The sequence below is a fragment of the Dialister hominis genome (genome assembly GCF_007164725.1).
Taxonomy (GTDB): Bacteria; Bacillota; Negativicutes; order Veillonellales; family Dialisteraceae; genus Dialister; species Dialister hominis.
Map to the genome: position 1 here is coordinate 461,176 of NZ_AP019697.1, position 15,230 is coordinate 476,405.

Sequence of the window (15,230 nt, forward strand, 5' to 3'; positions counted from 1 at the left end):
CTTGCGTTTTGACAGTTTGAATGCTAAAATGAGCTAGAACATTTCAAATTGAATTTGTCAAGAGAAAATTAAGTATAAAGATAAATGGCGGATTGTATAATTAAGTTGAACACTTAAAAATCCATAGCGAACCCTTGTGGTAAAATGTAGTTACACAAAAAACACAACCACAAAGGAGAATCGCTATGGATCAAAATCATTTTACCACGGATACGTTACGCAAAAAAGGGGCTCATTTAACTTTTGAGGAACGAGTCATTATCCAAACGCGTCTCCGCGACAAGCAATCGTATCGGAGCATAGCCCGTGAGATTGGGTGCTGTGTCAATACGGTACGCAACGAGGTGAAGCGTGGCAAGGTTCTTTGCTATAACGGCAAGGTGGAACGCTATCGCGCAGCAGACGGGCAAAGCACCTATGAGGCGCATCGCGAAAACTGTGGTCGCAAATGCGACGCCATAGCAAAGGGAGCATTCCTCGACTATGTGCAGAAGAGACTTCAGGAACATCACTGGTCGCTCGATGCCTGCTTTGGCAGGGCACTGGTTACGGGAGAATTTCAACGTGGCGAGATGGTCTGTACGAAAACCCTGTACAACTATGTCACGCTGGGGCTCCTAGGAAAAATCAAGAGTATTGACCTGCCCTTGCGCGTCAAGCGAAAAAACGCCAGGAAGCGGGTTCGTGAGCGTAAGAAGAAGTTCGGACGCAGTATAGATGAGCGCGATCCTTCTGTGGATGAGCGTCAGGATTTCGGGCATTGGGAGTGTGACCTTGTACTGGGATCTCGCTCAAAGGACGAAGTACTGCTGACTCTGGTTGAGCGCAAGACACGCTGTTCCCTCATCAGAAAACTGCCCAACAAGGAAAGTGCCTCTGTAATAGCAGCCTTCAGAAAATTGAAGGATGGAATGTTCCGCGGCTGTTTCAGCCGAGTGTTCCTCAGCATTACGACAGACAATGGCAGTGAGTTTTCCAGCCTGTCGGAGCTAGAGAAACTAAGTCACACACGGATCTATTATGCGCATCCGTACTGCTCCGGCGACAAAGGTACGAATGAGAATCACAACGGCTTATTCCGTCGATTTCTTCCCAAAGGGAAGAAAATCCAGGATTACCCAGTGGAACACATTTCCAGAGTAGAGTGCTGGGCCAACACCCTGCCAAGAAAAATACTCGGCTATAAGACACCCGAGGAGTGCTTTAGGGAAGAAATGCTTGCAGCACTTACTGCATAAAGGTTCGCCGGGTGTTCAACTTATTATTGCAATTCGGGTATAAAGATAAATTCAATAGCAAGAAAAAACATTTTTATAAAAGAAAATAATTTAAGCTCATTATTCAAGTTTTCTCGATACTATTTAAGAATCGAAAGGTTGCAATTTTATGTCTTTTATAGTAAAATTTAACTTTGCAACGGTTCTTATTTGTATATAGTAAATAGTCAAGAGTCTTATAGGAGAATAGCAAGGTACATGAATTTCTGTGGCCCTTGCTTATTTTTTCCGAATAAGCGCGAATTGAGTGTTTGAAATGAAAGGGTGAGGCGAGGAATGCCCAAAAGCAAGATGTTCAGACCTGTGCAGGTTGGCAAGAAGAAGAGATACACCTATGCCAGATCGCAGGAAGTCCTGAAGATGCCACATTTGCTCGATCTGCAGACAAAGTCCTATGAATGGTTCTGCAGAGAGGGTCTCAAAGATGTATTTGCAGATATCTCCCCGATTGAGGATAGTGCACACAAGTGGGCACTTCATTTCGGCGATTATTATTTCGGTCAGGGCAAATACAATATTGAGCAGTGCAAGGCGAAAGATGTGAACTATTCTGCACCTCTGTACGTCAAGGTCCGTCTGGAAAACAAAGAAACCGGCGAATTGAAGGAACATGATCTGTTCATGGGGGATTTCCCAGTCATGACGGATACGGGCACGTTTATCATCAACGGTGCGGAACGTGTAATCGTCTCCCAGCTCGTCCGTTCCCCGGGCGTCTACTACAAGAAGGAAAGAGATGCCTTTGATAAGGAAATCTATTCCGCACAGCTGATCCCGAACCGCGGTGCCTGGATTGAACTTGAATCGGATCCGTCTGGTTCTCTTTCCGTTCGTATCGACCGCAACCGCAAGATGCCGGTTACTGTCCTGATCCGTGTTCTCGGATACTCCACCAATGAAGAAATCCTTGAATTATTCGATCACGACATCCACATCGAAAAGACGCTGGAAAAAGACAGCACAACGGACAGAAAGTCCGCTCTGATTGAAATTTACCACAAGCTTCGCCCGGGCGAACCGGCAACAGAAGAAAGCGGCGCTACACTGCTGCACAATTTCTTCTTTGACCCGCGGCGCTATGATCTGGCTAAGGTTGGCCGTTACAAGCTGAACAAGAAGCTGTCCTGGAGAAACCGTCTCCTCGGCCACAAGACTGAAGGCCCGATCGTCAACATGGAAACCGGCGAAGTCGTCATTGAAGCAAACAGCATCATTGATGATGAAGCTATTGCAAAAATTGAAGAAAGCGGAGTATTCAACGGCAACGGCCAGGTTGAAATCATGACCCAGAAGGATGACGGAACACCGGTCAAGGTGATCTGCTCTTCCGGCAACCGTGAAGATAACTTCCGTACACTGGAAAACTGCGACATCATCGCATGCATCGATTACCTGCTGAACATGATGCAGGGCTATGGCAAGAGCGATGATATCGACCATCTCGGCAACCGCCGCGTACGCTGCGTAGGCGAACTGCTGCAGAACCAGTTCCGCATCGGCCTGACCCGTATGGAAAGAGTCGTTCGTGAAAGAATGACCACCCAGGATCAGGACAAGATGACCCCGCAGGCTCTTGTCAACATCCGTCCTGTTGTTGCAGCTATCAAGGAATTCTTCGGAAGTTCCCAGCTGTCCCAGTTCATGGACCAGACTAACCCGCTGGCAGAACTGACTCATAAACGCCGTCTGTCCGCATTGGGACCTGGCGGTCTGTCCCGTGAACGCGCAGGGTTCGAAGTCCGCGACGTTCATTATTCCCACTATGGACGCATGTGCCCGGTAGAAACGCCTGAAGGCCCGAACATCGGTCTGATTTCCTCGCTGTCCAACTACGGGATCATCAATAAATACGGCCTGATCGAAACGCCGTACCGTCAGATCGTTGATGGAAAGGTTACGAACGAATGCAAGTACGTAACCGCTGATATCGAAGAAGACAAGATCATCGCGCAGGCCAGTGAACCGCTGGATGCAGAAGGTTATTTCGTTCATAAGAACGTAGCCAGCCGCCGCGGCGCTGACGTGCTCGAAGCTGAACCAGACGAAGTCGACTTGATGGACGTATCCCCGAAACAGGTCGTTTCCATCGGCACATCCCTGATTCCATTCCTCGAACATGATGATACGAACCGCGCACTGATGGGTGCTAACATGCAGCGTCAGGCAGTTCCGCTGCTCCGTCCGGAAGCTCCGCTCGTCGGAACCGGTATGGAATGGGTAGCCGGCCAGGACTCCGGTGTCTGCATCCTCGCCAAGAGAGGCGGCACTGTTGAAAGAGTCACCGGTCGTCAGATCATTGTCCGCGCTGACAATGGCGAGCTCGATACCTACGATCTCATTAAATTCATGCGTTCCAACCAGTCCACCTGCATCAACCAGCGTCCGGTAGTATTCAAGGGCGACCGTGTTGAAGTTGGTTCCACACTGGCTGACGGCATGGCAACAGACGGCGGCGAACTGGCCCTCGGCCACAACGTGCTCGTTGCGTTCGTATCCTGGGAAGGGTACAACCACGAAGACGCCGTTCTGATCTCCGAACGTCTCTGCAAGGACGATCTCTACACCTCCATCCATATTGAAGAATACGAATGCGATGCAAGAGACACCAAGCTGGGCGCAGAAGAAATTACCCGCCAGCTGTCTTCTGTTTCTGAAGACGCTGTCAAATACCTCGACGAAAACGGCATCATCATGATCGGTGCTGATGTTCGTCCTGGCGATATTCTGGTCGGCAAGGTCACCCCGAAGGGCGAAACCGAACTGACTCCTGAAGAAAGACTCCTCCGCGCTATTTTCGGCGACAAGGAAAGAGAAGTCCGCGATACATCCCTGCGTGTTCCGCATGGTGAATTCGGCAAGGTTGTCGATGTCAAAGTCTTTACCCGTGAAAACGGCGATGAACTGGCTCCTGGCGTCAACAAGCTCGTCCGCGTATACATTGCTCAGAAACGTAAGATCCGTGAAGGCGACAAGATGGCCGGCCGTCACGGCAACAAGTGCGTATGCTCCAGAATTCTTCCAGTCGAAGATATGCCGTTCACACCAGACGGTCGTCCTGTCGACCTGGTTCTGAACCCGCTGGGCGTACCATCCCGAATGAACATCGGACAGATTCTGGAAATCCACCTGTCCTGGGCCTGCCACATGCTCGGCGAAGAAATTCACGAAGCACTGAAGGATCCGGCTCAGTACAAGATCATGGAACAGCGTCTGCGCGACTGCGGATATGATTTCGATCAGTATGGCATGCCTGAACCGACCGAATCCGGTATCCATATCGCAACCCCGGTATTCGACGGCTGCCGCGATGAAGACCTCGCAGCAACACTGAAAGCAGCTGGCCTGCCGGCTAATGCAAAGACTGATCTTTATGACGGCCGTACCGGTGAAAAACTGGACAACCAGGTCACCATCGGCTGGAAATACATGCTGAAGCTCCATCACCTCGTTGATGACAAGATTCATGCTCGTTCCACTGGTCCATACTCCCTCGTTACCCAGCAGCCACTGGGCGGCAAGGCTCAGTTCGGCGGCCAGCGCTTCGGCGAAATGGAAGTCTGGGCACTCGAAGCTTACGGCGCAGCTTACACACTGCAGGAAATCCTGACCGTCAAGTCCGATGATGTCATCGGCCGTGTCAAGGCATATGAAAAGATCTTCAAGGGCGAAGACATCCCGAGCCCGGGCGTTCCGGAATCCTTCAAGGTTCTCATGAAAGAACTTCAGTCCATCGGCCTGGATGTCCGCATCCTGAACGAAAATGGCGACGAAGTCGTTCTGAAGGAACTCGACGAAGAAGATATGGAACAGGGTTACGGCGGCGGAGAACGCTGGCACAGAGATGAAGTCAAGGAAGCTATGGAAGGCGACACTGCTGTCACCGAATCCAGAAATGCCATGGAATCTTCCATGACGGGCGCTCCGGCTGAATCCCTCCATGATGATGTAGCATCCTTCAACGATGCCCTTGAAGCTGAAGTCACAGCTCCCGCTTATGAAGAAGCAGGATTTAATGAAGAAGAACTCAATGGCGATTCCGGTCACGACGATGACCGTGACGAATAAGTCCGGAAAGGAGCGGTACACAATTGTTAGATGTAAACGAATTTGATTCCATGAAAATCGGCATCGCTTCTCCGGAAAAGATCCTCGAATGGTCCCACGGCGAAGTAACGAAACCGGAAACGATTAACTACAGAACCCTGAAGGCTGAAACCGATGGTCTCTTCTGCGAGAAAATTTTCGGACCGACAAAGGATTGGGAATGCAAATGCGGCAAATATAAGAAGATGCGTTATAAAGGCACCATCTGCGACAAGTGCGGTGTCGAAGTAACGAGCTCCAAGGTTCGCCGTGAAAGAATGGGCCACATTGCCCTGGCATGCCCCGTTTCTCATATCTGGTATTTCAAGGGTACCCCGTCCCGTATCGGATTGATCCTTGAAATCGCTCCGCGTCAGCTGGAAAGAGTTCTCTATTTCGCAGCTTACATCGTCCTGGATCCGGGAGACACCAACCTCTCCAAGAAACAGGTCCTGAACGAAACTGAATACCAGACTGCCGTTGCTACTTACGGCAAAGGCTCATTCAAGGCTCAGATGGGCGCTGAAGCTATCCAGTACCTTCTGAAGGAACTGGATCTGCCGGCTCTCGAAAAAGCCCTGAAGAAGGAAATCGAAGAAGGCAGCGGCCAGCGCAAGGTAAAATGCATCCGCCGTCTGGAAGAAGTCGAAGCATTCCTTCATTCCGGCAACAAGCCTGAATGGATGATCCTGACCGTTCTTCCGGTCATTCCTCCGGATCTGCGCCCGATGGTTCAGCTCGATGGCGGCCGTTTCGCTACCTCCGACCTGAATGATCTCTACCGCAGAGTCATCAACAGAAACAACCGTCTGAAGAGACTTCTGGAACTCGGTGCTCCGGAAATCATCATCAGAAACGAAAAGCGTATGCTGCAGGAAGCAGTCGATGCGCTGATCGATAACGGCCGCCGCGGCAGAGCCGTATCCGGCCCGGGAAACAGACCGCTGAAATCCCTCTCCGATATGCTGAAGGGCAAACAGGGCCGTTTCCGTCAGAACCTGCTTGGTAAACGTGTCGACTATTCCGGACGTTCCGTTATCGTCGTAGGTCCTGAACTGAAAATGTACCAGTGCGGTCTGCCGAAGGAAATGGCAATCGAACTCTTCAAGCCATTCATCATGCATGAACTGATCAAGAGAGGCATCGTCATCAACCTGAAAGCTGCCCGCAAGAAAGTCGACAAGCTCGCTCCTGAAGTCTGGGATGTCCTTGGCGACGTTATCAAGGAACACCCGGTTCTCCTGAACCGCGCTCCTACACTTCACAGACTCGGTATCCAGGCATTTGAACCGATCCTCTGGGAAGGCCGTGCAATCAAACTGCATCCGCTCGTATGTCCGGGCTACAACGCCGACTTCGACGGTGACCAGATGGCATGCCATCTGCCGCTGTCCGTAGAAGCACAGGCCGAAGCAAGAACGCTGATGCTTTCCATCAATAACATCCTTTCGACAAAAGACGGCAAGCCGGTTGCTATTCCTTCTCAGGATATGATCCTCGGATCCTATTACCTGACCATCGTGGAAACAGCAGCAGACAACAAAGTCGACTTCACGCCGGAAGAAAAAGCTGCTCATCCGGATGCTTCCTTCGATCCTGCCAAGGAATGGAAGAAGGCTGAAGATGAGATGGATACCTCCCATCTGCATGCTTACACTGGTTATGACGAAGTCATGCTGGCTTATGCACTGCACGAAATCCGCATCCATGATTTCATCAAAGTTCACATCCCGAAGGAAGACCGTCCGGACGGATTCAACGATGATGATTCCGATCTTGTCATTTCTACCCCGGGCCGCCTGATTTTCAACTATGCGATCCCGAGAGAACTCCGTTATTTCTACAAGCGTCATGAAAAGAGAGTCGACGAAAACGGCAATGTCACCGAAGTTGTCAACAACGGCCTCGGCGTCACCATCGGCAAGAAGCAGATGGGCAAGCTCGTCAACGACTGCTTCAAGAAGCTCGGCTTCAAGGCAACCGGCGATCTGCTTGACTCCGTCAAGTCCCTCGGCTTCCATTACGCTCTCGTATCCGGTATTTCCATCGGCATCTACGACGTAGCCGTTCCGCCTGAAAAGGATGGAATCCTCGAAGACGGCGATGAAAAGGTAGAACAGATCAAGAGATACTTCAGACGCGGCCTCATGACCGACGACGAAAGATACAGAAGAGTCGTCGAAATCTGGAGTGCAAAGACCGACGAAGTCGGCGCTGCTATGAAGAGCTCCATGAGAAAGTTCAACCCGCTGACCATGATGGCACAGTCCGGCGCCCGTGGTAACGACAACCAGATCAGACAGCTGGCCGGCATGCGCGGCCTGATCGCCGATACATCCGGTAAGACCGTTGAACTGCCAGTTAAGGCAAACTTCCGTGAAGGTCTGACCGTACTGGATTACTTCACATCTTCCCACGGCGCCCGCAAGGGTCTGGCCGATACCGCACTGCGTACAGCAGACTCCGGTTACTTGACCCGCCGTCTCGTCGATGTCTCCCAGGACGTCATCGTCCGCGAAGAAGACTGCGACGTACAGGTACTGAACTTCGACCGTGAAGAAGGCATCCTCGCATCCCGTCCGGATGTAAAGAACACCATTCTCGGCCTGAAACCGACACTCCTCGGATCCGTACTCGATGAAGACATCATCGACCGCAGAAGCGGTGAAATCCTCCTCGTCAAGGGCAAGACCCTCGATGCTGACGATGTCACCCTCCTGAACCGCCATCTGGTTGAATCCGTCACTGTCGTTATTCCAAGCGCTGATGCTGAACCGGAAACGAAGACATTCGACCTCGGCACCGCTGAAGCTGTCAAGGAATATGATCACGCTATGCGTCATCACCTGACCGTTCATTTCGCAGGCAAGGCTCTTGAAGAAGACGCTCTTGACCGCAGCGGAAATGTTGTTCTTACAGCAGGCACCGTCATTGATGCTGATGCTGCTGAAAAGATTCTGGCCGCTGACGTTCCGGTCATCCGTGTACGCATGGATGAATGTGAAGGCGTCGAAGTCATGAAGATCGAAGAAAACAACCGCCTGATCGAATCTCTGGCAGACCGCATCTCCGGACGCTGCCCGCTGGAAGATGTCGTGAACCCGCAGACTGGCGAAATCATCGCTAAGAAGAATGTGGAAATCACTGACGAACAGGCTTCTGAAATTGAAAAGTACTATGACAGACTGAAGATCCGCTCTATGCTGACCTGCCACTCTGCACACGGCGTCTGCGCTAAGTGCTACGGCAGAAACCTGGCAACAGGCCGTCACGTAGAAATCGGCGAAGCTGTCGGCATCATTGCCGCTCAGTCCATCGGCGAACCAGGTACACAGCTGACCATGCGTACATTCCATACCGGCGGCGTTGCTTCCGCAGAAGATATTACACAGGGTCTTCCACGTGTCGAAGAATTGTTCGAAGCACGTAAGCCGAAGGGCAATGCTATCATCTCCAAGATCAGCGGTACTGTATCCATTACAAGTGCTGAAGATAACCCGAACGTCAAGATTATCACGATCTCCAACGATGAACAGTCCGAAAGCGAAAAGATCCCGGTTGCCAAGAAGATCATTGTCCAGGATGGACAGCACATCGAAGCTGGCACACGTCTTTTCGAAGGCAACATCAACCCGCACGATATCCTCGAAGTACTGGGTGTCCAGGCTACTCAGGATTACATCGTCAACGAAGTCCAGAAGGTTTACCGCAGCCAGGGCGTTGAAATCAACGATAAGCACATCGAAGTCATCGCTCACCAGATGCTCCGTAAGATCAAGATCATCGAACCGGGCGATTCTGGCTGGCTCCCGGGCGAAGTCGTCGACATTGTCGCATACCGCGGCATGAACGGACGTCTGGAAGACGAAGGAAAGAAACCGTCCCAGGGCATCAACCTGCTCCTCGGCACGACAAAGGCAGCTCTTGCTACCGACTCCTTTCTCTCCGCCGCATCCTTCCAGGAAACGACCCGCGTTCTTACCGAAGCCGCTATCAAGGGCAAGGAAGATCCACTCCTCGGTCTGAAGGAAAACGTCATCATCGGCAAGCTGATTCCTGCCGGTACAGGCATGTCCCGTTACCGCAAGCTGAAAGTCGTTCACAATGCTGAACCTCCGGCTCCTGCAGAAAAAGCTGAATAATAATGACTCAAATACTGCAGCTCAAAAGGCTGCGGTATTTTTATTGCGGAAGAGGCGCCGGATTTATTTCCTGCGGGAATCTTTTTCACTTGAACAATCTCCCGTATTTCTCTAAAATAGAGAGAAAGGCTGTAATTGTATTGATAAAGGAGCCATTATGCTGCGTAAATATATAATCCGTCTGGCTCTTTCTGCTGCGCTTGTCTTAGGGGGCGCGGCCGGAGCCAGGGCGGATGATCTTGTGATTGACGGGCTGGGAAAGATTCCTCTGGGGAATGCGGTTACTGTACAGAACGGCAACGGGACTGACATCCAGAATTTCCTGAAGAAGGGCGCTGAAAGAAAAGGATATGGCAAGACGTCCAATGCTGCCATGTGGACGCTCATGACGGTGCCTCCGGGAATGAATGTGTATCCGGAGAAGCCTCCGTACCCGTATGAAAGCATGGAGCTTTACCAGCTCCGGAAGCGGGATGTCCGCGGCGTCTATACGGCAATCGTCGTCGTCCTTTCCGGAACGCCTGAGGTATTTTTCCATGAAGGAAACCGGAGAGCTGAGAAATTCTGGAGTGATGCCTTCCGCGAAGATGCCAAGCGTCCTTCGACACTCTTTGGTATGCCTAAGATCCAGCTGAAGGAATTCCAGAATGTCGTCGATGAAGTGTTGAAGGACAAGAAGGGCGGAGCCAACAAGGTGAAGGTCCTGACTGTCAGCCCGTGGCGCGCTTACAAGCAGGAAGACGGGGAGTACCGCTGGGGACAGGATGCCAAGATCATCATGACGATGCCAAACGGCCTTTCCTTCCCGCTGTGGGTGGAAAGCTCTGTTTTCAAGCAGGGAAACAAGTACTACCTCGTTATTATCAACGGAAGCCATGTAGCGGCTGATCAGCTCGGCGATCCGCTTCTCTATGGGTTCTACCGGATGGAAAGGAGCAGCCAATGAAATGGAAGACAGCGGCCCTGGCCGCGCTTTTGACAATCGCAGCTTCCACAGGCGCCATGGCGTATGATATGAATACGCTGGCGGAAAAGACGCTGCCGAAGAGCTTCAAGTACATGGCCATTCCGGGTGAGCAGACCATGGAATTCAATGGCGCTGAAGTTCCTTACAAGATGGGGCAGCTGCAGATTACGCTGAAAAGAAGCCAGAAGTTCTACTCCGGCTATATCATCCGCACGACGCTTCCTCCTGAAGTGGCTGATGCCATGCATCCGTATTTCAGGCTGAATCCGACTGTAACGGAATGGAGGGGGCTTGCTCAGCTCAACCGCGCTCTCATGAACCCGTCCTCGCAGCTCAGGAAGGGAATCGACAAGACGCTTCTGAACCTTGCCGTCAATGCACTCGGGCAGGTCGCAAAGGAAGATGTCAAAGTCGAGATTTCGGACATTGAACCGTTCCGCCGCCTGGATGCCGGCGAAGCGTACGTGTATACGGCAGGCGGCCGTATCGTTTATGATGCGCAGGGGCTTTTGATGCCGATGTATGCGCGTTCCTATTTCTTCCTGGGTGAAAACGGACTTGAAGTCATGATGCTTCTTGCTCCGGATGAAGGCAAGGACATCCTTGTCTATGCCATCGATGATCTGGCCAAGGCAGCCGCTAAGGAAGATCTTCTTGGCGCAGGCGGCTACGCGGATATCAGTGTCATCCTCGGCCGTCAGGAAATGGATCTTGAAAAGGATCCCGAAGCAGGGGAAAGTGAAGCTGACGAACAGAAGGAACAGGAGCAGATCACACAGAAAGCACAATAAGAAGGACGGAGGCCGTATCGGCTTCCGCCTTTTTTGACCATTTTTGACTATTCCAATTCGGTAAAAAACAGGCTGTTTCCTATGCCTATTTTGTGGAGCAGGTTTTGTTTTTGTGGTAAGATAGGATTGTGATTTTCGGAATTGACGCATTGTCCGTCGCCGCAATATTTTGCGGATTTATTGGAAGGAGTGTTGAACTTTGTCTGCTATCAGACGTTTATATGTACGCAAGAAAGAAGGATTCCGCCAGGGTGAGGAAAGCCTCACTTCCCAGCTGAATGAAGTACTGGGAAACCGTCTTGCGGAAACCGCCGTGTACCACCGCTACGATGTGGACGGGCTGACTGAAGAGGATTATGAAAAGGCTGTCGCAACTGTCTTCTCTGAACCTCCGGTCGATTCCGTAGAGGAAGCGCTCCCGAAGGGAGACCTTGTCATCGGCGTAGAATTCCTGCCAGGCCAGTATGACCAGAGAGCAGATTCCGCTGAACAGTGCCTTGCCATCGTTACCGGCAAAGACGGCGCACGCGTACGCTGCGCACTCGTTTATACATTCAATGGCGATTTCATTGAAGGCGACCGTGAAAAGATCGTGAAGTTCCTCGTGAACCCGGTCGAATCCAGGGAAGCAAGCCTTGAACCAGCCAAGACGCTCGATCTGCCGATTGAAGATCCGAAACCGGTTCCTACCGTTGAAGGGCTGACAGGCCTCGACGACAAGGGCCTTGACGAACTCATCGCATCCATGGGACTTGCCATGAGCCATGACGATCTCGTCATGATCCGTGACTACTTCCGTGATGAAGAAAAGAGAGATCCGACTGTCACTGAAATCCGCGTACTCGATACGTACTGGTCCGATCACTGCCGTCATACGACATTCTCCACAAGCCTGACCGATATCGGCGTGGAAGAAGGCAAATTCACGGCTCCGATCGAACGCGCTCTTGATGAATATAAAGAAACACGCATCACCATTTACGGCAAGGACACCAAGCGTCCTGTCACACTGATGGATATGGCAACGGCTGCTGTCAAAGCGCTCCGCAAGGAAGGCAAGCTGGAAAACCTCGATCAGTCCGAGGAAATCAATGCATGCACCATCAAAGTGAAAATCGAGACAGAAGCAGGAATCGAAGACTGGCTGCTCCTCTTCAAGAATGAAACGCACAACCATCCGACCGAAATCGAACCATTCGGCGGCGCAGCTACCTGCCTTGGCGGCTGTATCCGCGATCCGCTTTCCGGCCGTTCCTATGTATATCAGGCTATGAGAGTCACCGGCGCAGGCGACCCGAGAGCTCCTCTTTCCGATACACTGCCAGGCAAGCTCCCGCAGAGAAAGATTACTCTGGAAGCTGCCAAGGGCTACAGCTCTTACGGCAATCAGATCGGCCTTGCTACCGGACAGGTCCAGGAATACTACCATCCGGGATTCATTGCCAAGAGAATGGAAATCGGCGCTGTTGTTGCAGCAGCTCCGGAAGACCATGTCATCCGTCTCCGTCCGGAGCCGGGCGATGTCGTCATCCTTGTCGGCGGCCGTACGGGCCGTGACGGCATGGGCGGTGCTACCGGTTCTTCAAAGGAACTCAATACCGAATCCATTGAAACCTGCGGCGCAGAAGTACAGAAGGGCAATCCTCTGACTGAAAGAAAGATCCAGTGCCTCTTCAGACGCGGCGAAGTTACGCGCCTCATCAAACGCTGCAACGATTTCGGCGCAGGCGGCGTATCCGTCGCTGTAGGCGAACTGACTGACGGCCTTGATATCGATCTCGACAAGGTACCGAAGAAGTATGAAGGCCTTGACGGAACAGAGCTTGCTATTTCCGAATCCCAGGAAAGAATGGCTGTCGTCGTCAGAAGCGAAGACGCTGAGCAGTTCATCAAGTTCGCAGCAGAAGAAAATCTCGAAGCTACCATTATTGCTGATGTCACCGATACGAAGAGACTTGTCATGAAGTGGAGAGGCGATACGATCGTCGACATTTCCAGAGCCTTCCTCGATACGAACGGCGCTCAGCAGATCAAAGAAGCTTATATCAAGAAACCGGCAGACGAAGGCTTCTTCGGCGTGCCGCAGATCAAATCCATCAGGGAAACCTGGCTTGAAGGCATGAAGGACCTCAACAACTGCTCGCAGCAGGGCCTTTCTGAACGTTTTGACTCCACTGTCGGAGCTGCTACCGTCCTGATGCCGTTTGGCGGCAAGTACCAGAAGACACCGACCGACGGCATGGTTGCCAAGTTCCCGGTCAGAAAGGGTGAAACCGATGCAGCAAGCTTCATGGCGCACGGCTTCGATCCCGATCTTGCTACATGGAGCCCGTTCCATGGTGCTGTCTATGCAGTCCTCCTTTCCGTCGCACGCCTTGTATCCATGGGTGCTGACTGGAGACAGGCATACCTCACGCTGCAGGAATATTTCGAAAAACTGACGGACAAGAACAGCTGGGGCAAGCCGGCTGCCGCTCTCCTGGGCGCATTCCATGCCCAGATGGCTCTTGGTCTTGGTGCTATCGGCGGCAAGGACTCCATGAGCGGTACCTTCAATGACCTCCACGTTCCTCCGACACTCGTATCCTTCGCTATCGCTCCGGGCAAAGCTTCTGAAGCTGTCAGCCAGGAACTGAAGAAGGAAGGGGACACGCTGATTCTCTTCGGCCAGCCGAAGGATGCTGAAGGCATGCCTCTCCTCGACGTATTCAAGGCTCATGCTGATTTCCTCTATGAAGAAGTCAGGAAGGGCCATATCGCTGCCATGAAGGCTGTCGATCACGGCGGAGTCGCTGTGACGATTGCAAAGATGGCATTCGGCAACCGCCTCGGCGTGACCTTTGACAGCAAGCTGCCGCTTCCGAAGTATTTCGCAAACTTCTACGGCGCTATCGTTGTCGAAACGACACCGGAACTGGCTGCTGAATATGCAAAACAGTTGCACACGAAGATCCTCGGTACCGTCGGCGGAGATTCCATGAAGCTTCTGGGCGAGGAAGTCACACTGGATGAACTCCTCAAGGCTTACGAAGGCACACTGGACCCGATCTTCCCAAGACGCGCTGAAAATATCGATAAGGCAGATCCTGTCATTGAAGAAACAAAGGAAATCCCGGATTTCTACGTACATACCAATGTAGCAAGACCGAGAGTCTTCATCCCGACCATGCCTGGCAATAACTGCGAAGTCGACAGCGCAAGAGCTTTCGAAAGAGCAGGCGCTGTTTCCGATATTTTCATCTTCAGGAACAGGGATTCCGCTGAACTCAAGGCTTCTGTCGATGAAATGGCAGAACGCATCAGCCATGCGCAGATTGTCATGTTCCCAGGCGGCTTCTCTGCCGGCGACGAACCGGACGGCAGCGGCAAGTTCATTGCTGCCGTATTCCGCAACGAAAAGCTCAAGGAAGCCATGGAGCAGCTCCTCCACACCCGTGACGGACTGGCTCTTGGCATCTGCAACGGCTTCCAGGCTCTGATCAAGCTGGGACTCGTTCCTTACGGTGAATTCAAGCCGCTGACAGATACAGCACCGACACTGACATTCAACACGATCGGACGCCACCTGTCCCGTTTCGTAACGACCAAGGTCGTTTCCACCAAGTCCCCGTGGCTTTCTCTCTGCAAGCCGGGCGACCTCTACAGCATCGCTATCAGCCACGGCGAAGGCCGCTTCATCGCATCCGATGAACAGATCAAGGCTCTTGCCGCTAACGGCCAGATTGCTACCCAGTACACGGACCTTGAAGGAAATCCGACTTACGACAGCAGCTTCAACCCGAACGGTTCCTCCTGGGCCGTCGAAGGCATCACCAGCCCGGATGGAAGAGTCCTGGGCAAGATGGGCCATACAGAAAGAAGCGGCGCCAACATTGCCAAGAACATCTCCGGCAACAAAGCGCAGCCGCTCTTCGAATCCGGCGTGAAGTACTTCAAAGGCTGATTCTTGAAACAGCACTAACTGCATAAT

The 15,230-nt window shown here is 52.1% G+C and carries 6 protein-coding genes; all 6 read left to right on the forward strand.

Going from position 1 to position 15,230, the window contains the following annotated elements:
* The first annotated feature begins 185 nt into the window (after nt 1–185).
* Entirely contained in the window at nt 186–1,238 is a 1,053-nt protein-coding gene (locus tag Dia5BBH33_RS02175; RefSeq protein WP_108849579.1) for an IS30 family transposase, read from the forward strand.
* Nucleotides 1,239–1,568: 330 nt separating this feature from the next.
* Entirely contained in the window at nt 1,569–5,342 is a 3,774-nt protein-coding gene (gene rpoB, locus Dia5BBH33_RS02180) for a DNA-directed RNA polymerase subunit beta (RefSeq protein WP_108850915.1), read from the forward strand.
* A 23-nt stretch (nt 5,343–5,365) separates the two neighbouring features.
* Nucleotides 5,366–9,502, forward strand: coding sequence for a DNA-directed RNA polymerase subunit beta' (gene rpoC, locus Dia5BBH33_RS02185; RefSeq protein WP_143332291.1), 4,137 nt, complete (start codon nt 5,366–5,368; stop codon nt 9,500–9,502).
* 157 nt (nt 9,503–9,659) lie between these two features.
* Nucleotides 9,660–10,448 (forward strand): hypothetical protein, encoded by a 789-nt coding sequence (locus Dia5BBH33_RS02190; protein ID WP_022381551.1) that lies wholly within the window; start codon nt 9,660–9,662, stop codon nt 10,446–10,448.
* Complete coding sequence (locus Dia5BBH33_RS02195) at nt 10,445–11,260, forward strand: hypothetical protein (RefSeq protein ID WP_143332292.1); 816 nt, start codon at nt 10,445–10,447, stop codon at nt 11,258–11,260. The genes Dia5BBH33_RS02190 and Dia5BBH33_RS02195 overlap by 4 nt, the downstream gene beginning before the upstream one ends.
* A 199-nt stretch (nt 11,261–11,459) precedes the next feature.
* Nucleotides 11,460–15,203, forward strand: coding sequence for a phosphoribosylformylglycinamidine synthase (locus Dia5BBH33_RS02200; RefSeq protein WP_143332293.1), 3,744 nt, complete (start codon nt 11,460–11,462; stop codon nt 15,201–15,203).
* Nucleotides 15,204–15,230 lie beyond the last annotated feature (27 nt).

Excerpts from the sequence above, each read along its gene's own strand:
- Dia5BBH33_RS02195 (WP_143332292.1), top strand. The coding sequence starts at position 10,445 with ATGAAATGGAAGACAGCGGCCCTGGCCGCGCTTTTGACAATCGCAGCT.
- Dia5BBH33_RS02190 (WP_022381551.1), top strand. The coding sequence starts at position 9,660 with ATGCTGCGTAAATATATAATCCGTCTGGCTCTTTCTGCTGCGCTTGTC.
- rpoB (WP_108850915.1), top strand. The coding sequence starts at position 1,569 with ATGTTCAGACCTGTGCAGGTTGGCAAGAAGAAGAGATACACCTATGCC.
- Dia5BBH33_RS02175 (WP_108849579.1), top strand. The coding sequence starts at position 186 with ATGGATCAAAATCATTTTACCACGGATACGTTACGCAAAAAAGGGGCT.